Below are 23,705 nucleotides of genomic sequence, written 5' to 3'. Positions count from 1 at the left end.
CGATGTCCGGCCGGTAAAGTTGGGAGATGCCATTTCTCGACAAGATCCAGCGCTGGGCCGAAGAGCGCCCCCATGACACCGCAGTCATGGTTGCCGGCCGCCGGCTGCGCTGGGCTGAGCTTCGCGACGCCGCCACAGCCGCCGTTCCTGATGCAGGAGCGGTCACCGTCCTGGCTGAAGCCAACTCGGTGGGCTTTGCTGTCCGGTTCGCCGCGGCGCTGGCCGGGGAACGTCAGTGCGCCGTCCTGGACCCGTCCTGGCCGGAGGAGCTCCGCCAGGAGATTAGGGAACGGCTCGATGCAACCGTGCAGCCGGGCGGGATCTCCCCGGCGGATGCGCTGGCTGACGGACTGCCGGAATCGACCTTCCTCATCGGCCTCACCTCCGGCACCACGTCCGTGCCCAAGGCGTTCACCCGGTCGCGGCGGTCCTGGCGCGAGTCCTTCGACGCGTCCATCGAGTTCTTTGGCCTGCGTCAGGACGACGTGACGCTGGCCCCCGGTCCCCTCGCGGCGAGCCTGAACCTTTACGCCCTGGCCGAGTGCTTGTATGCGGGCTCGGAGTTCCAGACGCTGGCGGGATTCGACGTCGGCGACGTCCACGCCGCCATCACGTACGACGGCGTCACCCGCCTGGTGCTCGTGCCCACCATGTTGCGGCTGCTCAGTGAGCGCGGCCTCGCCGGCGGTGTGGACGCCGCCGGAGTGCGGACGATCATCTGCGCCGGTTCAAAGCTTGACGCCCGCACGCTCGAAGCCGCACGGCGTTGGGCGCCCAACGCCACCATCTATGAGTATTACGGAGCATCGGAATTAAGCTTTGTGTCCGGCCTGGGGCTGCCCGCCGGGGAGCTCGATGCCGGCGGCACCGGAATCGGCCGGGCCTTTCCCGGGGTGGAGGTCAGTGTCCTCGACGACCACGGCACCAACCTGCCGGACGGCGGGATCGGCAATATCTGTGTGCGCAGCGGCATGGTGAGCAATGGCTACTTGTGGGGTGACGACGGCCAGGCCCTCCGTTCCTTCGGCGAGTGGCTCACCGTGGGGGACCAGGGGTACCTTGCCGACGGTGAGCTACATATCCTTGGCCGGCGCGCGGACATGATCCTTACTTCGGGGAAGAATGTTTACCCGCACGAGGTGGAGCTCGCGCTGGCATCCGTCCCCGGGGTGGCCGCGGCCATCGCCGCGGGGATGCCTGACGACATCCGGGGCCAGCGGGTGGTGGCGGGCGTGGTTCCGGCGCACGGCGGAATTAGCGCAACGCAGCTAAGGTCCGGCGTCGAAAACATCCTGTCGCGCGACAAACGCCCGGTGCAGTATTTCTCCCTGACTGAGCTGCCCACCACCGACCGCGGCAAAATCAGCCGAAACATCCTGCTGGAATGGATCGGATCCCGCGACACGAGGGTGCGTCACCTTGACCGCTGACTTGCTGCCGGCAGACCGGCAACCGGTGATCATCGCCGCCCGGCGCACACCGGTCTGCCGGGCCAGCGGGGCACTCAAGAACCTTCGAACGCACCAACTGCTGGCCCCGGTCCTGAGGCAGCTCCTCACCGAGAGCCGGCTGTCCCTGGACGCAGTGTCCGATGTGGTGATCGGCAATGCCGTCGGCGGCGGCGGCAACGTGGCCAGGCTGGCCCTGCTGGAAGCCGGACTTCCCGTCAGCGTGCCCGGGCTGACTGTGGACCGGCAGTGCGGCTCGGGCCTGGACGCGATTGTCCTCGCCGCCAGGCTGGTGGCCGCGGGCGGGAACCCGGTGTACCTCGCCGGGGGAGTGGAAAGCATCAGCACCGCTCCCCTGCGGGCGTACCGGGACGACGACGGCGAACCTGAGTTCTTCGCCCGGGCTCAATTTGTGCCGCACAGCTTCGGCGATCCGGACATGGGAGTGGCTGCGGAGAACGTGGCCACCCGCTTTGGCATCAGCCGGCAGCGGCAGGATGAGCTCGCGTTGCGCAGCCACCAGCGTGCCTTGGCTGCGGCGGCGGCAGGTCGTTTCAGCGGCGAGATCACCGGGCTTGAGACACCGCAGGGAACCGTCGGCACCGATGACGGACCGCGGCGGGGACTCAATTCGGCGGTCCTTGCACGGTTCCCCGCTGCCTTCGTGGATGGCGGGACTGTCACCGCCGGGAACTCATGCTTCGATGCGGACGCCGCCTCCGCCGTCGTTATCACCTCGCTGCAGCGGGCCCGGGAACTCGGCGTGGCTGATGGACTGTTGGTGCTGGCTACCGACACAGCAGGCGTTGACCCGGAGCTCCTGGGCATCGGCGCGGCGGATGCTGCGGAGCGGATGCTGGCGGCCCGGGGGATTTCTGCGGCCGGAGTGGACCTGGTGGAGTTCAATGAAGCTTTCGCTTCGCAGACACTGGCTTGCCTGGACCGGCTCGGCATCAATCCGGAACGGGTAAACCTCGACGGCGGTGCGCTGGCGCTGGGCCATGCCTACGGAGCATCGGGTGCGGTGCTGGTGACCCGGCTGCTTGCACAGTCACGGCGCGCCGGAAAAGATGGCTCCCTGGCGCTGGCCCTCATCAGCATCGCGGGCGGCATGGGGACCGCGGCGCTGTTGCGCTATGAGGCCATCACCAGCTGAGCGCGCCGGCAACCGCATACAAATGGCGGATCGAAGGGTGACGTACCAGCGCTAAGGAGCCGCCTGAGCGCCGAGACGTCACCGTTCGACGGCGGGGGACGGTCAGTCCTCCGCCTCGCCGAGTCCCCGGGCCGCCAATGCCTCGCCGGTCTGGCGTGCGTATGCCACCGTGGTGATGAAAACAGGCAGCACGAGCGCCCGCGGATTTCGTTCCAGCCCGCGGGCCCGGGCAGAATCCCGGACGTCCGCAAACGCGCCGGCAATGTAGGGGATGCTCCGCAGCATCACGCCAATGGTCAGGGCGAAGCGCTCAGGGTCCGCACCGAAGCGGCGGAACGGCATAGCCAGTGACACCACTCCGTCCAAGAGCCGCTGCATGGGGGTGGTGGCCGTCAACAAGGACGCCGCCACCACGCACACCAGGATGTTCAGGACAATGCGGGCCGCTGTGGGTCCGCCGAGCTGCCACCACTGGAACAGGCCGATGACCAGGAGGACCACCAGCAGGGGCCGGACGGCACTGAGGAGCCGGCGCGGACCTGCCCCCGTCAGCAGGAAGAGCCCACACATCACGGCGAGGACCGCGGCGGACACCAGCCAGTCCACCACCAGGAACGACGCCAGGCCGCAGCCCACCACCAGCAGGAACTTCAGTGCCAGCGGAGCCCGGTGGATGACCGAAGTGCCGGGGACGTAGTTGGCCAGCAGGAAACCGTGACCTCTCACAGAGCGTCCAGCCCGGTGGCGCACAGCGCCCGGTACGTTTCCACGGCAGCCGCCGGGCCGCCGTCGAACACGACCCGCCCTGCCTCAACCACCAGCACACGGTCCATTTCCAGGGCCAGGTCAAGGTCGTGCGTGGACATGATGACTTGCTGCCCGAGACCGGACAAGGTGCGCCGGAGCAGTTCGCGGTTCCTCAGGTCCAGCAGGGTGGACGGCTCATCGAGAACCAGCACCGACGGGTCCACGGCCAGCACGGCCGCCAGTGCCGTCAGCTGCCGTTCGCCGCCGGAGAGCTCGTAGATGCTCTGGTCTGCGAGGCCCAGCAGCCCGAACCGATCCAGGGCTGACTCGGCGAGACGCCGCCGTTCAGTACCGTTCCGGACAGACCGCCGCAGCGACAGTTCAACATCCTCGCGGCCGGTCGGCATCACCAGTTGCGAGAGCGGATCGGTAAAGACGAACCCCACCTGCCGGCGGACGGCCCGCACCGCCCGGACGGTATCGGCGCCGTCCACCGTCACTGTTCCGGACGTGGGCTGGACCAGGCCGTTGAGCAGCCGGAGCAGGGTGGACTTCCCGGACCCGTTTGCTCCGATCACGCCGATGCGCTGTTCGGTCAGCTCCAGCGTGACGTCGGCCAGCAGCGTCTTGGGCTCCGGGCTGCTCTCGACGGCAACGGCCACCGACGCCTGCTGGAAAGAGATGGATGCCATGGCTTCTTAGGCGCTGATCCGCTTGACCCGGCGGATCAGCAGGTCGGGGAATGCACGGTGCAGGGCAACGGCTATGACCGCGGCGACGGTGTTCTTGATGATATCGCCGGGGTAAAAGACCAGGTCGGCCAGGAAAGCGTCGCCGATGCTCGCCTTCGAGTTCACTGCCATGCCCAAAACGCCGAGGGTATGCACCAGGGTGATGCTTGTCACCGTTGCCGCGAGGAAAAACCACAGCGCGCGGGCCCGTGACGTGCGGCGGATGACGATGGTAGCCAGCCAGCCCACCAGCGCCGCGGCCAGTGGGAATGCGATGATGTAGCCCGCCGACGGGCCGGCCAGGATGCCGAGACCGCTGCGGCCCTGGCTAAAGATCGGCAGACCTGCCAGCCCCAGCAGCGTGTACAGGCCGACGGCGGCGAAGCCACGCGCGGGGCCAAGCATTAGTCCGGTGAGCATCACCGCGAGGGTCTGAAAAGTGATGGGGACGCCGAAGACGTTGGCCGAAATGCCCGGGACCAGCGCGGCGCCGGCAACGAGGGCAGCAAACACGGCGATCAGGCCGAGGTCGGTGGCGTTCCACCGGCTGCGTGCGGGGGAGGCGGCGCCGGTGACGGCGGTGTCAGTCTGGCTCATGGGTAGTCCTATCGTGGTTGTACAAGCGAAGCATGGGGATGATCCTGACGTTACCGGCCGCCGTCGGGCCCCATTTTGTAGGGGACCTACTAAGGAGGCGCCGGCAGTCTGAAGGCTGGGCACAAAGGTCGGCCGGGATCGCCGGCGGTTATGGGGAGAAGCTGAGGCCGGTAGACTTGGACAGGCCGTTCTGTCCGGCCATTCTGCCCGGCTGCTCCAGACACCATCCGTAGAGCTGCGGCGTTTCCCTGTTGTGAAAGGCCTTACCTGCTGTGATTACTGTCCAGGATCTTGAACTGCGCGCCGGCGCCCGGCTCCTCATGGACCAGGTGAGCTTCCGCATCGACAAGGGCGACAAGATCGGCCTCGTGGGCCGTAACGGAGCAGGCAAGACCACCCTCACGCGGGTCTTGGCCGGCGAAGGCCTGCCGGCGGCCGGCAAAGTCACTCGGACGGGCGAGATCGGCTACCTTCCGCAGGACCCGCGCACCCCGGACATGGAGCAGCTCGCCCGCGACCGCATCCTCGCGGCCAGGGGACTGGACGTCGCCGTCGGCAAGCTCCGCAAGGCGCACGACGAAATGGCCAGCGAAGATGCCGACGTCCAGCGMAAGGCCATGAACCGCTACGACCGGCTGGAATCCGAATTCCTGGCGGCCGGCGGCTACGCGGCCGAGGCTGAAGCTGCCGCGATCTGCTCCAACCTGGCCCTGCCGGACCGTATCCTGAACCAGCCGCTGAAGACCCTCTCCGGTGGCCAGCGCCGCCGTGTTGAACTGGCCCGTATCCTCTACTCGGACGCGGAGACCATGCTCCTCGATGAGCCCACCAACCACCTTGATGCGGACTCCATCGCGTGGCTGCGTGAATTCCTTAAGAACCATCAGGGCGGCCTGATCGTGATCAGCCACGACACCGAACTCCTTGAAGCAACCGTCAATAAAGTCTTCCTGCTCGACGCCAACCGCGCACAGATCGACTTCTACAACATGGACTGGAAGCGCTACCTCACCCAGCGCGAAACGGACGAGCGTGCCCGCAAGCGCGAACGCGCCAACGCGGAGAAGAAGGCGCAGGTCCTGTTCGACCAGGCCAACAAGATGCGCGCGAAGGCGACCAAGGCTGTCGCGGCGCAGAACATGGCCAAGCGTGCCGAGCGCCTGCTCAGCGGCCTCGAAGCGGTCCGCGAGAACGACCGCGTGGCCGCGCTGCGGTTCCCCGACCCATCGCCCTGCGGCAAGACCCCCCTTACTGCGGAAGGCCTCAGCAAGTCGTATGGTTCGCTGGAGATCTTCACGGACGTGGACCTCGCGATTGACCGCGGCTCCAAGGTTGTCATCCTGGGCCTCAACGGCGCCGGCAAAACGACCCTTCTGCGGATGCTGGCCGGCGTTGACAAGCCCGACACCGGTGAAGTTGTGGCCGGACACGGCCTGAAGGTTGGCTACTACGCCCAGGAACACGACACCCTGGACGTGAACCGGACCGTGCTGGAGAACATGCGCTCCTCCGCCCCGGACATGAAGGACGCTGAGGTCCGCGGAATCCTCGGCTCATTCCTGTTCTCCGGCGACGACGTGGACAAGCCCGCCGGTGTGCTCTCCGGTGGTGAGAAGACCCGCCTGGCCCTCGCCACGATCGTGGCATCGAGCGCCAACGTGCTCCTCCTCGATGAGCCCACCAACAACCTGGACCCGGCCAGCCGCGCCGAAATCCTCGGCGCGTTGCGGAACTACTCCGGCGCCGTCGTCCTGGTCAGCCACGATGAAGGCGCAGTGGAAGCCCTCAACCCCGAGCGGGTTGTCCTGTTGCCTGACGGCGTCGAAGACCACTGGAACGAAGACTACCTGGACCTGATCACGCTGGCCTAGGCGCTGGGCAGCGTAAGAATTTCTGCGCCGTCGTTGGTGATGGCAATGGTGTGCTCAGTGTGTGCTGTCCGGCAGCCCGTGGCGCTTCGGAGCGTCCACCCGTCGGCGTCGGTGACGAGTTCAGCGGTGTCAGCCATGACCCATGGTTCCAGTGCGAGCAGCAGCCCGGGGCGCAGCGTATACCCACGGCCCGGACGTCCGCTGTTGGGCACGTGCGGGTCCTGGTGCATGGTTGATCCAATGCCGTGACCCCCGAACTGGGTGTTGACGGGGTACCCCGCCTCGCTGAGGACGGAGCCGATGGCATAGGAGATGTCGCCGATCCTGGCCCCCGGCCGGGCCGCCGCTATGCCGGCACTCAAGGCGCGCTGGGTCGCATTGATCATTGCCACACTCTCCGCAGGCATCGAATCGCCCACGATGAAACTGATGGCAGCATCTGCCGCAACACCCGCCTTGGAGACGGCCAGGTCAAGTGTCAGCAGGTCGCCGTCGGCAAGCGCGTAGTCGTGGGGGAGTCCATGGAGCACGGCGTCGTTCACGCCCGTGCAGATGTAGTGTCCGAACGGTCCGCGTCCGAAGGACGGCGCGTAATCGACGTAACACGAGACAGCGCCGGCCTCAAGGATGATGTCCTTGGCCCAGCGGTCGATGTCCAGGAGGTTGGTGCCCACCGTGGCACGCCCCTTCAACGTCTGCAGGATGTCAGCAACCAAGGTCCCGGTCTCCTTTGCCCGGCTAACCTCGGTGGGGTTCAGGATCTCGATCATGCGGCACCTTTCTGTATCCAATAACGGCAGCTCCGCTTCCAATAACGGCAGCTGACTTGCAATATACCTAGCGCACCCTCAGTTCCTGGGCCGCAGTGATGAGTTTTAGCTCGTTGTAGGTGATGCTGAACATCGAATGGTGGTCTCCCGCTCCGGCCCAGAGGACGGGATAGGCGGCCAGGGACTCATCCAGGAGGGTTTTGATCTTGGCCGGGTGGCCGATTGGCGCCACTCCGCCTACTTCCTGCCCGGTGTGTTCCAGGACGAATTCAGGGGTGGCGCGGCAAATTCGGCCCTTTCCCAGATGGCTGCCTACCAGGGCGGTGTCCACCCTGGCAGCGCCGCTGGCGAGAATCAGGAGCGGGGCGCCGTCGAGCGTGAACACCAGGCTGTTGGTGATCGCCGCAACGTCGCAGCCCAAGACGGTGGCCGCGGCAGCCGCGGTTGGCACCTTCGTGTCGAAGACCCGTACGGTGTCCTGGAGGCCGGATGCGATCAGGGCCTGCTTGACGTTGGCCACGGGCGTGGGCGCTGTCCGGGGCTCCACGTTTCAGTACCCCTGCGCGTCCAGAAGGGCGTCTTCCTCTTCTTCAGACGTGGCGTGCTTGCGTTTGCGGGCCACCGGCGCACGACGCCGGGCTGCCGCGGCAGCGGAGTGGACCGGGCTGCCGGAATTGCGCAGGTCCTCGTCTTCCTCGTCCTCGGCGTCGATTGCTGCGTTCCGCGCCTGCTGCCGGGCGGCGTAGCCGAAACCAACGAACATCAGCACCCCGAACGCGAACCATTGCAGCGAATAGGACAGGTGCGTACCCTCTTCCGTGGCCGGCTTCGGGAACGGGTACGGCATGTCCGCCGGAGCGGGCGATTCAGACGCCAGCTGGCCGTAAGCGCCGGTGAGTATGGGGTACGGCAACTGGTCCGCGTAGGTGGGCAGGTCGATGGAGGCGAGTTGGCCCTCAGGCGCGCCGCGGTCCAGTTGGGGCTCGCCATGCTTGAGCCGGACAACCGCTGTCACGGGTCCGGACGGGGGTGCCGGGATGGAATCCGGGCTGCCCGGGTTCTTGTTGCCGATGGGCAGCCAGCCGCGGTCAATCACCACGGTCTGGCCGGACTCGAGCTTGAACGGGACAACAACCTCGTACCCGGGCTGCCCGTTCAACGGACGGTTGCGGACCACCCGCTCTCCATTGACGTCGTAGGTGCCCTTGAGCTCCACCTGCGTCCATTCCTTGGCGGGGTCCAGTTCGGAAAATTCCTTCCTGGCCTGGTCGAAGGAGATGGGCGTGGCCGAATAATTGGTGAGGACCCGGTTGATCTCGGCAAGGGTCTCGGCGCGGCGGTCCATCTGCCACCGGCCCAGGAACACACAGGCGGTGGCAAAGATGGCGGCCAGCAGGAGGTAACCCATCCACTTGCTGGAAAAGAGAAAGCGGTACATTCAGCCGTCCTGCCCCACTGGCGACTGGCCGGATTCTTGCCCCGAAGCCAGCACAACGGTCTGCTTCCACAGCCCACGGGCCTGCAGGTAGTCCTCCAGCCAGTCGCGGTGCTCCGAGCAGGCCAACCAAATCTTCCGGCGCTCCKGCGTATGGATCTTGGGATTGTTCCACAGCAGCTGCCACGAGGCTTCCGAGCGGCATGCCTTCCGGGAACACATGGCAGCTATGGCCGGCGGGGGACCGGCGGTCCCTGCGGCCAGGTCGAAAATGTTCATGAAGCGCGCCGTTCCTGTCCATGCGTTGGTTCGTCGTCGTCATCATCAATAACTTCGCCCTTGAGCACAGCCGACGGATTTTCTTCCCGCTCCGGCTGCCAAACAGGGCTTTCCAGCTCCGCAAGAGGAGCGTAGTCGAGAAGCGAGTCGCTGTGGACTTCTGCTTTGTCGCTGCCGTTGGCAATGACCACCGCAATCCAAGGGAGGAATACCGCGCCGGCCACCATCACGAGCTTGAACCAGCCGTCCACCACAAAAATGAGGATGAGGCAAACCATACGGACACCCATGGCCAGCGCGTACTTCATCATGCGCCGGTGCATGTCCTCGGAGTGCGCTGTGGCGGCGTCCGTAATGCTGTGGACTGCAGTATCGCCGGAGAACCGCGGCGGGTTTCCGGGCACGAACTGTCCAGCATTGTTTTCAGGGGTCACGGCTGTTTAATCACGCTCCAAAGGCTTGCCTCCATTCTCCCACTATCGGCAGAAGCACCCAAACGGAGGCTAAGATCGGAGGCAGTAAAAATCCCACCCGTTTCTACAGCGGTGCTTCCTGCCGCAGAATCCCGGAGCGTCCCATGTCTGAAGCCACCACCGCCCGCAGCGTCCTGATCACCGGAGGCAACCGCGGCATCGGGCTGGCCATCGCTGAAGCCTTCCTGGCCAACGGCGACAAGGTGGCGGTGACCTACCGGAGCGAATCCCAGCTGCCGGCAGGAATCCTGGGCGTAAAGGCCGATGTCACCGATGAAGCATCCGTGGACGCGGCCTTCACAGAGGTGGAGGCGGCCCACGGTCCGGTGGAGGTCCTGGTGGCGAACGCCGGGATYACCAAGGACACTCTTCTGCTGCGGATGAGCGAGAACGACTTCACCTCCGTGATTGACACCAACCTCACGGGCGCATTCCGCGTCATCAAGCGGGCGTCCAAGGGCATGATCCGGATGCGGAAGGGACGCGTGGTCCTGATTTCCTCCGTTTCCGGTCTGTATGGTGCCCCCGGCCAGATCAACTACTCCGCCTCAAAGGCCGGGCTCGTGGGCGTAGCCCGCTCCCTGACCCGGGAACTTGGCTCCCGCGGCATCACGGCCAACGTCGTCGCGCCCGGCTTCATCAACACGGACATGACGGCAGAGCTTCCGGAAGCCACCCAAAAGGACTACCTTTCCAGCATCCCGGCCGGGCGTTTCGCCGAAGCCTCCGAGGTAGCCAACGTGGTCCGCTGGGTCGCCAGCGACGAAGCAGCCTACATCTCCGGTGCCGTCATTCCGGTCGACGGCGGCCTCGGAATGGGCCACTAGCCCAGGCCAACAGAAGGCACGTGCCAAACTAGCCGGACCCTGCATCTTTGTGGAGGTCGCACAAGCGAACACGGGACCGGCGCTGGCATGATGGACTGCAGACCCCAAGCGATTTAGACGTATCAAACAAAAGGAGCCCTTGTGGGACTGCTGGACAACAAGACAGCCATCGTGACCGGATCCTCCCGCGGGATCGGCGCCGAAGTGGCGAAGATCCTGGCCGGCGAGGGCGCCGCCGTCGTCGTTAATTACCGCCAGAAGGCGCCGCGCGCCAACAAAGTCGTAGCGGGTATTGAAGCTGCCGGCGGCCGTGCCGTCGCGGTGGGGGCGGACCTGACCACCTTGGAAGGCGTCCAGGCCCTGGCCAGCGCAGCCATGGAGAACTTCGGCTCGCTGGACGTGCTGGTACTGAACGCCTCCGGCGGCATGGAGTCCGGCATGGAGGAGGACTACGCGCTCAAGCTCAACCGGGACGCGCAGGTCAACATGCTCAACGCTGCCGTGCCGCTGATGAAGGAAGGGGCCCGGGTGGTCTTTGTGACCAGCCACCAGGCGCACTTCATCAACACTGTGCCCACCATGCCGTCGTACGAGCCCGTAGCCCGCAGCAAGCGCGCCGGCGAGGACGCATTGCGTGAACTCGTGCCGAACCTGTCCGAAAAGGGCATCTCCCTGGTGGTTGTCTCGGGCGACATGATCGAAGGCACCGTCACGGCCACCCTGCTGGACCGCGCCACGCCAGGCGCCATCGAAGCCCGCCGCGCCGAGGCCGGCAAGCTCTACTCGGTGGAGGAGTTCGCTGAGGTAGTGGCCGGCATGGCCACCGCCGACGTCGAGTCCGGCCACACGGAGTACGCCGGCGGCGCAGACTACTTCGGCAAGAGCGCCAACTAACGTCCAAGCGAAACAGCAGTTAGCGGCAGTGCCTTTCGAAAACACTGCCGCGAACTGCTGTTTCGTCGTTTACGCGTCTCCTATCAGACGCCGGCGATGTGCCGGACSGCGTCCAGGTACGGCATGTTGATGGCGGAGTCCGCCACGGCCCTGACTGCCGGTTTGGCGTTGAACGCTACCCCGATCCCGGCGGCCCCGAGCATGTCGAGGTCATTGGCGCCGTCGCCCACTGCAATGGTGTGCTCCATGGCTATTCCTTCGGCCGCGGCCCATTCGCGCAGGTACTTCTCTTTTGCGGCCCTGTCGATCACGGCCCCGAGCACCTTGCCGGTCAGGGCGCCGTCCACAATCTCCAACTCGTTGGCGATCCAGTAGTCCAGGCCGAGTTCCTCGGCGATGGGACGCAGGATCTGGTTGAAACCGCCGGAAACCACGGCCACCACGTGGCCTGCGGCCTTGAACGCGGCCACGAGTTCGGCGGCGCCTTCACTCAGCTTCACTTCGGCCCGGACAGACTCGACGACGGCGGCAGGCAACCCCGCAAGCACTGCCACCCGCGCGTGGAGGCTTTGCGCGAAGTCCAGTTCCCCGCGCATGGCGGCTTCGGTGACGGCGGCCACTTCCTCGCGCTTGCCGGCGTAGGCGGCCAGGAGTTCAATGACTTCCTGCTGGATCAGAGTTGAATCCACGTCCATGATCAGGAACTTCCGTGGAGCGTCGCGGAGGCCGGTGGGAACGATGGCCGTGTCCAACCCGGCCTGGGCGGCAGCTGCTACGGCCCGGCGGAAGGCGGCGATACCGGCTGCTGTTCCGTTGGCAACGGCGAGCCCGGCTGTGAGGACCTCGAACCTGTGGTCCCCGCTCCGCGATTCTGACTCGATCGTGGCACCGTTTCCGGCCCACAGGGAGCGCAGCCGCTCGAGCTCGGCGTCAGTTAGTTTGGGGCCATAGCTGACCGCAGTCACGTTCGGAGTCATGGCGTCAATCTTAGCCAGCGCGGCACAGGGGCCCGAATTCGTGGCGTGACCCACACATATGACGTACGCGGGGCGTCATGGCAGGTCCAACCGCACGCCGCCGGCGGAGTATCAGTTATCAGTCCGCCCCCGTTTTGTCCTAGTGTCTACTCCTATGAGTGATGTTCTTGAAATGGCTTCCGTCAGCGTTGTCCGAGGCAAAAAGACCCTATTGGACAAGGTGGACTGGCAGGTCAATGAGGGGGAACGCTGGGTCATCCTGGGACCCAATGGCGCCGGCAAGACCACTCTCCTGCAGGTCGCGGCTGCACGGCTTCACCCCAGCAGCGGAACGGCAGGGATTCTGGACGAAACCATGGGTCGTGTGGATGTTTTCGAACTCCGTCCCCGGATTGGCCTCTCATCAGCGGCACTGGCCAGCCAGATTCCGGAGTCTGAGAACGTCCTGAACGTTGTTGTCACCGCAGCCTACGGCGTGACCGGCCGCTGGCGTGAGGGGTACGAACGGCCGGACGAGCGTCGCGCCTTTCGTCTGCTGAATGACTGGGGCATGGGCCCGCTGCTGAACCGGACCTTTGCCACACTGTCCGAAGGCGAGCGCAAGCGGGTCCAGATTGCCCGTGCCCTTATGACGGACCCTGAACTGCTCCTTCTTGATGAGCCCGCCGCCGGACTTGATCTTGGCGGCCGCGAGGAACTCGTTCACAAGCTTGGCGAGCTCGCCAGCGATGAGGGGTCCCCGGCCATGGTCCTGGTGACGCACCACCTGGAGGAGGTTCCGCCAGGGTTCACGCACGCCATGCTGCTGCGCGACGGCGGCGTTGTCGCCGCCGGCCCCATCAAGGAGGTACTCACTGACGAGCACCTCAGCAACACGTTCGGGCTGTCCCTGGACGTCACTGAAAACGCCGGCCGGTACACGGCCACTGCCCGCCGCTAGCGCGGTCCCGTTCAGGTGGAGCTTCTCAGCAGCATCCTTGTGTTTTTTGCCGGCCTGTGGGCCGGCACCATCAACGCCGTTGTCGGTTCCGGGACCCTGGTCACCTTTCCTGTCCTCATCGCCCTGGGCATAACGCCGGTGACGGCCTCCATCAGTAACGCCATGGGGCTGGTGGCTGGCAACGCGGCCGGTGCGTGGGGATACCGGAAGGAACTCAAGGGCCGGGGCCAGCAGCTACTCCGGCTTCTGCCGGCCTCGCTGCTCGGCGGTATCAGCGGCGCCTGGCTGCTGCTGCACCTCCCGGAAACGGTGTTCTTTATTGCCGCTCCGGTTCTGATTGTGCTGGCCCTGCTGATGGTGGTCTTCCAGCCCCGGCTCCAGCAGTGGGTACGGGCCCGGGAGGAAAACCCCGAGCATGCCCTCAGGGACAAGAACCACGGCGTGCTGTTGATCGTGCTCGTGTACCTCGCCGGCGTCTACGGCGGCTACTTCGTAGCCGCGCAGGGCATCCTGCTGGTGGGCATCCTGGGCGTCTTCATGACGGGAACCATCCAGAACGCCAACGCCATGAAGAACATCCTGGTCCTTGGCGTCAACATTGTGGCCGCGGCCTCCTACCTGCTGTTCGCGTTCGGGCGCATCAACTGGACGGTGGTGGCCATCATCGCCGTCAGCTCGCTGATCGGCGGCCTCATCGGTTCCAAGGTGGGCCGCCGGCTGTCCCCTCCAGTCCTGCGCGGCGTGATCTTCGCGCTCGGCCTGGTGGCACTGGGATTTATGATCGCCAATCTGCTGAAATAATCAGCCGGTGACAATCCACTATCTTGAATCCGCCGCGGATCCCCGTGTGTCCGACTACACCCAGTTGACGGACGTCCACCTGCGCAAACTGCGTGAGCCGGCCGAAGGCATGTACATCGCCGAATCGTCACGGGTCCTGCGCCGTGCGCTGGCTGCCGGCCACCGGCCGAGGTCGTTTTTCCTGGCCGAGAAATGGCTTGCAGACCTGCAGGATGTCCTGGGCGCCTACCCCGACGTACCGGCCTTCATCGGCAGCGCGGCCCTGCTCGAAGAGATCACCGGATTCCACCTGCACCGCGGAGCCATGGCCGCGATGCAGCGGCCGGCACCGGTGCCGCTCCACGAACTGCTTGCGGACGCGCGCCGGGTGGCGGTCCTGGAAGACATCGTGGACCACACCAACGTCGGTGCCATCTTCCGCTCCGCCGCCGCACTGGACGTCGATGCCGTCCTGATTTCGCCGCATTGTGGTGATCCGCTCTACCGCCGCAGCGTCCGGGTCAGCATGGGCACCGTCTTCCAGGTTCCGTGGGCGCGGCTGGAGTCCTGGCCGCAGGACATCTCGGTCCTGAAGCAGAATGGCTTCACCGTGGCCGCCTTGGAACTGACCGGGGACGCCGTGGACGTCGACAACCTCGCCGCCCGCAACCCTGACCGGCTTGCCCTGGTGCTCGGCACGGAGGGTGCCGGGATGAGCGCAGAAACACTGGCCACCGTCGATCTCGCCGTGAAGATCCCCATGCGCACGGGTGTGGACTCCCTGAACGTTGCAGCCGCCTCGGCCGTGGCGTTCTGGGAGCTCCGGCCGCGGAGTTCGCAGGGTCCGCGCTGATCCGCTATTGTTAATAGCTGGCTGTCCTGCTCTTTCTGCCTCGCGCCTTTCAGTCTCGCGGCAATGATGCGGGCACCAGCCATCCCATTCATACCTGCGGCTGGCAAAATCCAGTTGTGCGAACAAAGGCCCCATGATGAAGTCTGATACACACCCGAAGTACGAAGCTGTTGTTTTCAACGACCTGGCTTCCGGCGTCAAGTTCCTGACCAAGTCCACCGTGTCTTCCAAGAAGACCATCGAGTGGGAAGACGGAAACACCTACCCGGTCATCGACGTCGAAATCTCCTCCGAGTCCCACCCGTTCTACACGGGCAAGCAGCGCATCATGGACTCTGCCGGCCGCGTCGAGCGCTTCAACGCTCGCTTCAAGGGCTTCGGCGGCAAGAAGTAGTTCACTTCCTCCAAAGTTCTTCAGGCAAAGCCCGCACCGGCAACGGTGCGGGCTTTGTTGTTTCCGGGAGCCTTGGGCGTGGGGGAGGATGGAGGGCATGACTGCCACACCATCTGCGCCCGAAGACCGTCCCCGCAGCCACCACGGCGAGTACAAAGTCCCCGGCGGCAAACTTGTGGTGGTGGACTTCGACGTAGTGGACGGGGCCCTCTCAGACGTCTCCCTCAGCGGCGACTTCTTCCTGGAACCGGATGAAGCCCTGCCGGCCATCAACCGGTCCCTCAGCGGCCTCCCGGAGAGCACGACGGCAGCAGACCTGTCCGCGGCCGTCACCGGTTCGCTGCCGCCCGACGCAGTCCTGTTCGGCTTCTCGGCCAACGCCGTGGCCATCACTGTCCGCCGGGCCCTCGCACGCGCAACCTCCTGGTCCGACCACCACTGGGACGTCATCGCGCCCACTGTGCTGCCCACCCACGTCAACGTTGCCCTGGACGAGGTCCTGACCGAAGAAGTGGGCTCCGGCCGCCGCAACCCCACCCTCCGGTTCTGGGACTGGGAGGAACCGTCCGTGGTAATCGGCAGTTTCCAGTCGGTGCGGAATGAACTGCACCCCGACGGCGTCGCCCGGCATGGCATCAGCGTGGTGCGCCGGATCAGCGGCGGGGGAGCGATGTTTATGGAGGCCGGCAACTGCATCACCTACTCCCTCTACGTGCCCCAGACGCTCGTGGACGGGATCAGCTTCGCCGACTCCTACGCGTTCCTGGACGCCTGGGTGATGGCCGCCCTGGAGAAGCTCGGCATCAACGCCTTTTATGTCCCCCTGAACGACATCGCCACCCACCAGGGTAAGATCGGCGGCGCCGCCCAGAAACGTCTGGCCAACGGAGGCATGCTGCATCACGTCACCATGAGCTACGACATCGACGCCGACAAAATGGTTGAGGTCCTGCGCATCGGCAAGGAAAAGCTCTCGGACAAGGGCACCCGCAGCGCCAAAAAACGCGTGGACCCGCTCCGGCGGCAGACCGGGCTGGCACGCACCGAGATCATCGCAGCCATGATGGAAGTCTTTACCGAGCGGTACTCAGGCACTCCGTCGGAACTGACCAGCGCCGAACTGGCTGCCGCCCGCGAACGGGTGGCCACCAAGTTCGGCACCGAGGAGTGGCTGCACCGCGTCCCCTAGACACTCATCCGTTGCTCCGTACCCGCCCTTTTGAGCCTGGAAAACGGCGTTTACGGAGCAATCGATGGAGTAGCTTGGGCGGTGAGGGCGCGCAGCAGATGGCTTCGCTGTTCCACGATGATCCGGCGCAGGGCGCGGGGTGCATCGGCGTTGGCCGCCAGCCAGGTGTCAGTGCGCTGCACCAACTGGTGCTGCTCCGGCCGGGTGCCGGCCGGAAGGTCCTGCGCCGACGGATACAGGTTCCGCACAATGCGGCTGGCGATCTCTATGCTCCGGTTTTCCCAGACCTCGAGGAGGCAATCGAAATACGGCTCCACATAAGGTTCCAGCAGTGCTGCGGGCGCAGTGGTGAAGCCGGTGATGGTGGCGCTGAGGAGTTGGTTGGACAGCGCCGTCCCGTGGACGGCGTCTTGCCAGGCGGCCGCCTTGACGTCGGCGGCCGGCCGGGCGGCGAGTGCGGTGGCGCGGCCTGCACGGCCTGAAGCTGTGGAGTCCCGCGCCAGCTCGGCGTCCAGCTCCTCGACAGTCGCCTGTCCGTGGGCAGCCAGGGCACGCCAGATGTTCCAGCGCAGCTCCGCGTCCACCGCGAGTCCATCCACCTGGACAGTTCCCTCCAAGAGACCTCTGAGCCGCGGCAGGAGTGCGCTGTCGCGGCGGCTGACGGCAGCCACCGTCCTGGCCCATCCAAGCTGGTGGTCCGAGCCGGGCGCGGCCAGCTCCAGCTGGCGGGCCGCAGCCGTCAGGAAGTCCCGGCGAAGGGCGTCGCGTTCAGTCGCCGGGGTGTAGCGTTCGACGGCGGTCTCGGCGTTCTCGAGGATGTTCAGCAACACGCCGATCCCGGTCTCGGACGGTCCGAAAGCAGTGACCGCGTGCACGTAGCGGGTGGCGGGGCTTTCCGCGTCGCGGGCAGAGTTCCATAGGGCGGTCCAGCACAGGGCCCGGGCCATTGGGTCGGTGATCCGGTCCAGGGATGCGAGCACCGTGGCTTCAGAAACCGGGTCGAGCCGGACCTTGGCATAGGTCAGGTCCTCGTCGTTGAGCAGCAGCAGCGCAGGCCGGCGCTGGCCGGCCAGGTCTGGAACCTCGGTCCTGCGGCCTGCCGCGTCCGTCTCAACACCGCCCGTCCGGACCAGGGCACCGCCGTCGTCGAAGTTGTACAGGCCCACGCGGAGCCGGTGCGGGCGCAGTTCTTCCCGTCCGGTGACAGGATCCAGCGCGTCCTGGACGATTGCCGCACTGCCGAGGACGCCGTCGTCGGCTGTTATGTCCAGTGAGAGCGTCGGGATGCCGGAAGTCTGCAGCCATTGCGCTGCCCAGCCTGCCAGGTCCCGGCCCGAAGCCGCGCTCAGGGCGGACAGGAGGTCGGCCAGAGTGGTGTTGCCATAAGCATGGTCGCGGAAGTACTGCCGTGAGCCGGCGATGAAGGCATCGAACCCGACATACGCCACGAGCTGCTTGAGCACCGACGCGCCCTTGGCGTACGTGATGCCGTCGAAGTTCTGTTTGGCGGCCTCAAGGTCCGGGATATCGGCAACGATGGGGTGGGTCGTGGGCAGCTGGTCCTGGACGTACGCCCAGGACTTGCGCTTGTTCGCGAAGTTCACCCACGCGGTTTCCCAGCTTGTGGCCCGGTCCACACCCAGGGTGCCCATGTAGTCGGCGAACGACTCCTTGAGCCAGAGATCATCCCACCACTGCATGGTGACCAGGTCCCCGAACCACATGTGCGCCATTTCGTGCATCAGCGTGTTTGCGCGCGCCTGGTACTGGGCATCCGTGGCCCGGGAGGTGAACACATAACTTTCGGTGAAGGTGACCAGGCCGGGGTTTTCCATGGCGCCAAGGTTGTATTCGGGCACAAAAGCCTGATCGTACTTGCCCCACGGGTAGGGGAAGCCGAACAGCGTGTTGAAGAACTCCAGCCCGCTCTTGGTGAGGCCAAACAGCTCAGCAGTGTCGAAGGATTTCGCCATGGATGCGCGGCAGTAAAGGGCCAGCGGCACCTCCAGCCGGGTGCCGTCGTCGAGCGTCGCGCTCCAGTGGTCCTCGGCCTTGAAGTAGGGGCCGGCGAGGATGGTGGTGATGTAGGTGGACATCGGCCTGGTGGCGGCGAAGTCCCAGCGGCTGGTGTCCGGATCGCTCGTCAGCGGGGTGCGGGCGGCTTCCACGCCGTTGGAGGCAACTACCCAGCCTGACGGGGCCATCACGTGGAAAGTAAATTCGGCCTTGAGGTCCGGCTGCTCGAAGTTGGCGAACACTCGGCGTGCATCGGCAGGTTCGTACTGTGTATAGAGGTAGCACTGGCCGTCCGCGGGATCCACAAAACGGTGCATGCCCTCGCCTGACCGGCTGTACAGGGCCGTCCCCGTGACCGTCACCTGATTCTCTGCCTGGAGGTTGTCCAGCCGGATGCGGGAACCCTCCACAATGTCGGCCACCGGCAGGGCCCTTCCGTTGAGGATCACGCTGTGAACCTCGCCGGAGATGAAATCCAGAAATGTTGACGCTGTTGGCCCTTGCCCCGGATCCGCGGCGGAGAAATTGATGACGCTGCGGCTCACGTACGCTGCCACGTCCGGATCCGCGGCTTGCCGCACGTCCAATGAGACGTCGTAGCTATGCGTGGTGATCAGGGCTGAACGGGTCGCGGCTTCGCTGCGCTGCAGATTTTCATGTGACACCCAGCTATCTAATCACGGGGGACCGCGCCGGGAATCACGACGGCGGGCTGGCGGCCAGGTGCAAGGCTAGGCCGTGATGAGTAGCGCGGCTGCCAGGCCCAACAGGGCGATCAGGAGCCACGCCGCGAGCGCAGCGAGCAGCGCCCGGGCTCCGGTGTGCAGGAGGGTGCGGATCCGAACCGCGGAGCCAAGTCCGAACAGCGCGGCTCCCAGCAGGATGTCCTGGAGCCCGGCGCCGGCGTCGAGCACTCCGCCAGGCAGCCACCCCGTGGACCGGAGCGCCACCATGGCCACAAACCCCAGCACAAACAGGGGGATCACTGGCGGCAGGGCGTGCTGCCGGGCGGCCGTTCCGGCGCGGTGGTGCAGGCCCGCTATCGCCACCATCGGTGCCAGCAGCAGCACGCGCGTGAGTTTGACGACGACGGCGATCCCCAGCGCCGCTGTGCCCGCAGTCTGCGCCGTGGCCACCACCTGGCCGACGTCGTGCACGGACGCACCGGTCCAGGCTCCGAAAGCCAGGGGGCTCAGTTGCAGGGGGTGCATCAACAGCGGCAGCAGGCCGATGGCCAAGGTGCCGCACAGCGTCACCAGCGCCACGGGCAGGACGGTATCCACATGCCGGATGCGGCGCACCGCTGCCATGGCTCCAATGGCGGATGCCCCGCAGATCGAAAAGCCGGTAGCCACCAGCAGAGCGGTCTCACGGGGCAACCCGAAGAGCCGCACCAGGAAATAGGTGCCGGCGAACGCCAGCAGCACCACTCCGGTTATCAGGACCATAGCCAGCCAGCCCAGGTCCAGGATGTCCATGATGCTGACCTTCAGTCCGAGCAGGATGATTCCGCCCCTCATGAGGTGCTTTCCGGCGAAGTCCAGGCCCGGCCTTGCCCGGCCCGCGATCCAGACAGCAGTGCCGGGCAGGTTGGCGGCGAGCAGCCCCAGGGCCACCGCAACCGTCATCGCGGGCAATGCGGGCACCATGGCATGCACGGCAAAAGCGCCGGCCAGGGCGAGGGTCGCTGTCAGGAGTCCCGGAGCGAGCCTGCCGGCATCCCGCGGCAGCCAGCCAAGGGGTCCTCCCCGCCGGTCACCGTTCCCTCCGCTTCCGGAGCTACCTTTGTTAGTCTTCTCTGGCACTCACCTACCTTGCCGGATGTCGCGCGTATTCAACGAACCGGCGGCGGCCGCGCAACACGCCACAATGGATGGCGGTAATGAATTCGAAACAAAAAGATGGTTGGCTAAAGGACATGTCAGACCTATTCCAGGATTACTCCGAGGCCGCCGGGCGGACCGGCGCCTACGACGAGATGTTCGCCCCCGGCCAGGAGGCCCGCGGCTCGTACGTGGAGGTGGCGGACGCGCTCCGCAAGCTTTCCCTCGCCGATGTCAGTGCACGGGCGGACTCGATGGCGCGCACGTTCCTGGACCGTGGCGTGACTTTTGACTTTGCGGGGGAGGAGCGGCCGTTCCCGCTCGACATTGTGCCGCGCGTTATTCCCGCCGATGAGTGGACCGTGCTGGAGAAGGGTGTGGCGCAGCGCGTGCGCGCCCTGGAAGCCTTCCTCAACGACGTCTACGACAAAATGAACGTGGTGGCCGACGGCGTGATCCCGCGCCAGCTCGTCACCACCAGCGCCCATTTCCACCGCCAGGTACACGGCTTCGAGCCTGCAGGCGGCGTCCGCGTGCACATTTCCGGCATCGACGTGGTCCGTGACGCCGCAGGGACGTTTCGTGTCCTGGAGGACAACGTGCGGGTGCCCTCGGGTGTCAGCTATGTCCTGGAGAACCGGCGCGCCATGGCCAAGGGCCTGCCCGAAGCCTTCGGCCAGCAGCTCATCCGGCCGGTGGAGGAGTACCCCCGCCGCCTGCTGTCAGCACTGCGCAAAACGGCGCCGGCCGGCGTCGACGATCCCACAGTGGTGGTCCTGACCCCCGGGGTCTTCAACAGCGCCTACTTTGAACACACCTTGTTGGCAGGGCTGATGGGTGTGGAGCTCGTCGAGGGCCGGGACCTCATCTGCCGCGGCAACCGCGTCTACATGCGAACCACGGCCGGCGAGCAGCGCGTTGACGTGATCTATAAGCGGATCGACGACGAATTCCTGGACCCCCTGCAGTTCCGTTCGGACTCCATGCTCGGCTGTCCTGGCCTGGTCAATGCTGCCCGCGCCGGCGGTGTAACCATCGCTAACGCCGTGGGCAACGGCGTGGCGGACGACAAACTCGTCTACAGCTACGTTCCGGACCTCATCCGCTACTACCTCAGCGAGGAACCCGTCATCGCGAACGTGGACACCTTCCGGCTCGAAGAAAAGGAAGCCCGGGAGTACGTCCTGGACAACCTGGCCGAGCTCGTGGTTAAGCCCGTGGATGGATCCGGCGGCAAGGGCCTGGTGATCGGCCCGGATGCTTCCCACGATGAACTCGAGGCCCTGCGCCACCGGGTCATTGCCGACCCCCGCGGCTGGATCGCCCAGCCTGTCCTGCAGCTTTCCACGGTGCCCACCCTGGGCGGGGACAAGTTCGGTCCCCGCCACGTGGACCTGCGCCCCTTCGCAGTGAACGACGGCGACGACGTCTGGGTGCTGCCCGGCGGCCTGACCCGCGTCGCGCTGAAGGAAGGCTCACTGATTGTGAATTCCAGCCAGGGCGGCGGGTCGAAGGACACGTGGGTGCTGGCCGGTTCGCCGCAGGTGCCGGTGGAGACGGTTCCGAGGCCCACGATTTCGATCCGCGAGCGTGTGTCCGTCTGGCCGGTTGAAAGTAACTGGCGGGACCGCCAGCCGGAGCAGCAGCAGTGAGCCGCGTCCTCGAACCGGCAGTAATGGCAACGGGTTCATCCCCACAGATTTCGGACTCACAGGAGGTCACCGCGAATGCTTAGCCGTATTGCTGAGTCCCTATTTTGGATCGGCCGCTATGTGGAGCGGGCCGACGGTACTGCGCGTATCCTGGACGTCCACCTGGAGCGGCTCAACCACCTGCCCATGGAAGAGCGCCGCCGCGTTGCGCAGGAACTGCTCGCCGTGATGGGCGCCAGGCCGCAGAGCGAGGATTTCGGCCTGCCCGAACTGTTGCACGCCCTGGCCTATGACAAAACCAGCGCTACCTCCATCGCGGGCTCCCTTGGCGCCGCACGCGAGAACGCGCGGCGGGCCCGCGAGACCGTGTCCTCGGGCCTGTGGGAGAGCCTCAACACCACGTACTACGGGCTGAGCCAGCACCGCAAGGACGTGGTGGGAACGTACCGGTTCTGCAACTGGACGCTGGAACGGACCGCCATGGTCAGCGGCCTGGCCGACACCACTGTGAGCCACGACGAAAGCTGGCTGTTCCTGGTGCTCGGCCGTTCCTTGGAGCGTGCGGATATGACGGCCCGGATGCTCTCCACCCGCGATGTTCTGTCCGCGGGCATGTCCTGGGTCAACATGCTGCGGTGCGCCGGGGCTTATGAGTCCTTCCTGCGGACCCGGCGCGCAGCCTTCGGTGACCAGCATGCGGCCGAATTCCTGCTGTTGGACCGGCTGTTTCCGCGTTCCATCGTTTACGCCCTGCGTGACGCTGATGAGTGCCTCGCCAAGCTGGATCCGTCCGCGCAGCGCGTGGGCTTCATTAACGACGCCCGCCGGATCGTAGGCCAGGCCCGCACCTTCCTCGAGTTCCACCGCACGGACGATCTGATGTCCGAGCTGCCCGAGCACATGGAACGGGTGCAGAAGGCCGTGGCCCAGGCCTCGGACGCCATTTCCCGTAAGTACTTCAATCAGGCGGACGAACTGGCCTGGGTGGGAGAAGTTTCATGACCCGGCTGAGTATCATCCACACCACGGCCTACAAGTACAACAAGCGCGTCACGCTGTCCTACAACGAGGCCCGCATGACGCCCCTGACGGATCCCCAGCAGGTGGTTCTCGAATCGGTGCTCAAAGTGTCGCCGTCACAGGCCGCCGTGAGCAACTACCGGGATTATTGGGGTACCAGGGTAACCGCCTTCGACATGCAGATGCCGCATGAGCACCTCGAGGTCGTTTCAAACATTACGGTCGAAGTGTACCGGGCAGAAAAGATCCCCTCCGAGGCCGACATCGTGGGCTGGGACGTGCTGGCCTCGGCGGAAACCCTGAATTCGTTCAGCGATTGGCTTCCGCAGTCCCAGCTCAGCAGACCGGGCGACGAAGTCCTGGGCATCATTCCTGGTGTGGTCGAAGGCAAGAACCCGCATGAGGCCGCCACGGCAATCTTCGAGTGGATGCGCGGCGAGATGACCTACATGTCCGGTTCCACAGCGGTCACCACCAACGCGGAGGAAGCCTGGGGGCAGCGGCAGGGCGTCTGCCAGGACCTTGCGCACCTTGCCATCGGTGCACTGCGCAGCTGTGGGATACCGGCACGGTACGTGTCCGGGTACCTTCACCCGAGGTCGACGGCGGCTATCGGCGAGACAGTCGCGGGTCAGTCGCATGCGTGGCTGGAGTTCTGGGACGGGGCCTGGCGCAGCTGGGACCCCACCAATCACAAGCCCGCGGGGGATTTCCATGTGACAGTGGCCAGGGGCCGGGACTACCGCGATGTGCCGCCGCTGAAGGGCATTCTCTCCGGCGGCGGCGGGTCAGCGCTGAGCGTGAGTGTGGAAATCACCCGCCTGGCCTAGGGA

Annotated in this window: 24 protein-coding genes; 13 read left to right on the top strand and 11 right to left on the bottom strand. The window is 65.7% G+C overall.

Annotation, left to right across the window (positions count from 1 at the left end):
* The first annotated feature begins 26 nt into the window (after positions 1-26).
* Positions 27-1,430, top strand: coding sequence for a class I adenylate-forming enzyme family protein (locus AC1DIM_RS03485; protein WP_477709091.1), 1,404 nt, complete (start codon positions 27-29; stop codon positions 1,428-1,430).
* Complete coding sequence (locus AC1DIM_RS03480; protein WP_477709090.1) at positions 1,420-2,604, top strand: thiolase family protein; 1,185 nt, start codon at positions 1,420-1,422, stop codon at positions 2,602-2,604. The genes AC1DIM_RS03485 and AC1DIM_RS03480 overlap by 11 nt, the downstream gene beginning before the upstream one ends.
* Before the next feature lie 102 nt (positions 2,605-2,706).
* On the opposite strand, the gene AC1DIM_RS03475 is transcribed toward AC1DIM_RS03480, so the two are convergent.
* Genes AC1DIM_RS03475 through AC1DIM_RS03465 form a run of 3 tightly spaced genes read right to left on the bottom strand, consistent with a single transcriptional unit; the run spans position 2,707 to position 4,679 of the window.
* Entirely contained in the window at positions 2,707-3,330 is a 624-nt protein-coding gene (locus AC1DIM_RS03475) for an energy-coupling factor transporter transmembrane component T family protein (RefSeq protein ID WP_477709089.1), read from the bottom strand.
* Positions 3,327-4,043, bottom strand: a complete 717-nt coding sequence (locus tag AC1DIM_RS03470) for an energy-coupling factor ABC transporter ATP-binding protein (RefSeq protein WP_477709088.1) — start codon at positions 4,041-4,043, stop codon at positions 3,327-3,329. The genes AC1DIM_RS03475 and AC1DIM_RS03470 overlap by 4 nt, the downstream gene beginning before the upstream one ends.
* Positions 4,044-4,049: 6 nt before the next feature.
* Complete coding sequence (locus AC1DIM_RS03465; protein WP_477709087.1) at positions 4,050-4,679, bottom strand: biotin transporter BioY; 630 nt, start codon at positions 4,677-4,679, stop codon at positions 4,050-4,052.
* Between the two features lie 272 nt (positions 4,680-4,951).
* Between AC1DIM_RS03465 and AC1DIM_RS03460 the strand changes: the two genes are divergently transcribed.
* A complete protein-coding gene (locus tag AC1DIM_RS03460; protein WP_477709086.1) occupies positions 4,952-6,550 on the top strand; it encodes an ABC-F family ATP-binding cassette domain-containing protein in 1,599 nt (532 codons plus the stop codon).
* Here AC1DIM_RS03460 and map read toward each other — a convergent pair.
* The 5 genes from map to AC1DIM_RS03435 form a co-directional block, all read right to left on the bottom strand.
* Positions 6,547-7,320, bottom strand: coding sequence for a type I methionyl aminopeptidase (gene map, locus AC1DIM_RS03455; protein ID WP_477709085.1), 774 nt, complete (start codon positions 7,318-7,320; stop codon positions 6,547-6,549). The two genes, AC1DIM_RS03460 and map, sit on opposite strands and share 4 nt — an antisense overlap.
* A 67-nt stretch (positions 7,321-7,387) precedes the next feature.
* A complete protein-coding gene (locus AC1DIM_RS03450) occupies positions 7,388-7,867 on the bottom strand; it encodes a YbaK/EbsC family protein (RefSeq protein ID WP_477709084.1) in 480 nt (159 codons plus the stop codon).
* Positions 7,868-7,870: 3 nt separating this feature from the next.
* Positions 7,871-8,758 carry an SURF1 family cytochrome oxidase biogenesis protein gene (locus AC1DIM_RS03445; protein WP_477709083.1) on the bottom strand — a complete coding sequence of 296 codons (888 nt, stop codon included), beginning with the start codon at positions 8,756-8,758 and terminating at the stop codon, positions 7,871-7,873.
* On the bottom strand, positions 8,759-9,034 hold the full coding sequence (locus AC1DIM_RS03440) for a hypothetical protein (protein ID WP_477709082.1): 276 nt from the start codon (positions 9,032-9,034) through the stop codon (positions 8,759-8,761). It abuts the gene before it with no gap.
* On the bottom strand, positions 9,031-9,468 hold the full coding sequence (locus AC1DIM_RS03435) for a DUF3099 domain-containing protein (protein ID WP_477709081.1): 438 nt from the start codon (positions 9,466-9,468) through the stop codon (positions 9,031-9,033). Before AC1DIM_RS03435 ends, AC1DIM_RS03440 begins: the two co-directional genes overlap by 4 nt.
* Before the next feature lie 143 nt (positions 9,469-9,611).
* Between AC1DIM_RS03435 and fabG the strand changes: the two genes are divergently transcribed.
* Positions 9,612-10,334 carry a 3-oxoacyl-ACP reductase FabG gene (gene fabG / locus AC1DIM_RS03430; protein WP_477709080.1) on the top strand — a complete coding sequence of 241 codons (723 nt, stop codon included), beginning with the start codon at positions 9,612-9,614 and terminating at the stop codon, positions 10,332-10,334.
* 141 nt (positions 10,335-10,475) lie between these two features.
* Positions 10,476-11,228: an SDR family oxidoreductase gene (locus AC1DIM_RS03425; RefSeq protein ID WP_477709079.1), complete on the top strand. Its 753-nt coding sequence runs from the start codon at positions 10,476-10,478 to the stop codon at positions 11,226-11,228.
* Between the two features lie 83 nt (positions 11,229-11,311).
* On the opposite strand, the gene serB is transcribed toward AC1DIM_RS03425, so the two are convergent.
* Positions 11,312-12,205, bottom strand: a complete 894-nt coding sequence (gene serB, locus AC1DIM_RS03420; RefSeq protein WP_477709078.1) for a phosphoserine phosphatase SerB — start codon at positions 12,203-12,205, stop codon at positions 11,312-11,314.
* 154 nt (positions 12,206-12,359) lie between these two features.
* On the opposite strand from serB, the gene AC1DIM_RS03415 reads away from it, so the two are divergent.
* The 5 genes from AC1DIM_RS03415 to AC1DIM_RS03395 all read left to right on the top strand — a co-directional run bounded on the left by AC1DIM_RS03415 (position 12,360) and on the right by AC1DIM_RS03395 (position 16,361).
* Positions 12,360-13,145 (top strand): ABC transporter ATP-binding protein, encoded by a 786-nt coding sequence (locus tag AC1DIM_RS03415; protein WP_477709077.1) that lies wholly within the window; start codon positions 12,360-12,362, stop codon positions 13,143-13,145.
* A 15-nt stretch (positions 13,146-13,160) separates the two neighbouring features.
* Positions 13,161-13,946 (top strand): sulfite exporter TauE/SafE family protein, encoded by a 786-nt coding sequence (locus AC1DIM_RS03410; protein ID WP_477709076.1) that lies wholly within the window; start codon positions 13,161-13,163, stop codon positions 13,944-13,946.
* Positions 13,947-13,953: 7 nt separating this feature from the next.
* Positions 13,954-14,778 (top strand): TrmH family RNA methyltransferase, encoded by an 825-nt coding sequence (locus AC1DIM_RS03405; protein WP_477709075.1) that lies wholly within the window; start codon positions 13,954-13,956, stop codon positions 14,776-14,778.
* A gap of 136 nt (positions 14,779-14,914) precedes the next feature.
* A complete protein-coding gene (locus AC1DIM_RS03400) occupies positions 14,915-15,172 on the top strand; it encodes a type B 50S ribosomal protein L31 (protein ID WP_024365679.1) in 258 nt (85 codons plus the stop codon).
* Between the two features lie 97 nt (positions 15,173-15,269).
* The gene (locus tag AC1DIM_RS03395) at positions 15,270-16,361 is read left to right on the top strand and encodes a lipoate--protein ligase family protein (protein WP_477709074.1); all 1,092 of its coding nucleotides are present in this window, start codon (positions 15,270-15,272) and stop codon (positions 16,359-16,361) included.
* Between the two features lie 50 nt (positions 16,362-16,411).
* Here the strand turns inward: AC1DIM_RS03395 and pepN are convergent, their stop codons facing one another.
* On the bottom strand, positions 16,412-19,042 hold the full coding sequence (gene pepN, locus AC1DIM_RS03390; protein WP_477709073.1) for an aminopeptidase N: 2,631 nt from the start codon (positions 19,040-19,042) through the stop codon (positions 16,412-16,414).
* A 66-nt stretch (positions 19,043-19,108) separates the two neighbouring features.
* Entirely contained in the window at positions 19,109-20,107 is a 999-nt protein-coding gene (locus AC1DIM_RS03385) for a YeiH family protein (protein ID WP_477709112.1), read from the bottom strand.
* Between the two features lie 188 nt (positions 20,108-20,295).
* Here AC1DIM_RS03385 and AC1DIM_RS03380 point away from each other — a divergent pair, with 188 nt between their 5' ends.
* The 3 genes from AC1DIM_RS03380 (at position 20,296) to AC1DIM_RS03370 (ending at position 23,702) form a co-directional block, all read left to right on the top strand.
* On the top strand, positions 20,296-21,852 hold the full coding sequence (locus AC1DIM_RS03380) for a circularly permuted type 2 ATP-grasp protein (protein ID WP_477709072.1): 1,557 nt from the start codon (positions 20,296-20,298) through the stop codon (positions 21,850-21,852).
* A gap of 75 nt (positions 21,853-21,927) precedes the next feature.
* A complete protein-coding gene (locus AC1DIM_RS03375) occupies positions 21,928-22,854 on the top strand; it encodes an alpha-E domain-containing protein (protein WP_275215004.1) in 927 nt (308 codons plus the stop codon).
* Positions 22,851-23,702: a transglutaminase family protein gene (locus AC1DIM_RS03370; protein ID WP_477709071.1), complete on the top strand. Its 852-nt coding sequence runs from the start codon at positions 22,851-22,853 to the stop codon at positions 23,700-23,702. Before AC1DIM_RS03375 ends, AC1DIM_RS03370 begins: the two co-directional genes overlap by 4 nt.
* Positions 23,703-23,705: the final 3 nt, after the last annotated feature.

The sequence above is a fragment of the Pseudarthrobacter sp. 01T43 genome (assembly GCF_056398665.1).
Note: the sequence above shows the minus strand (reverse complement) of the source record. Positions and strands in the feature narration are given on the sequence as shown.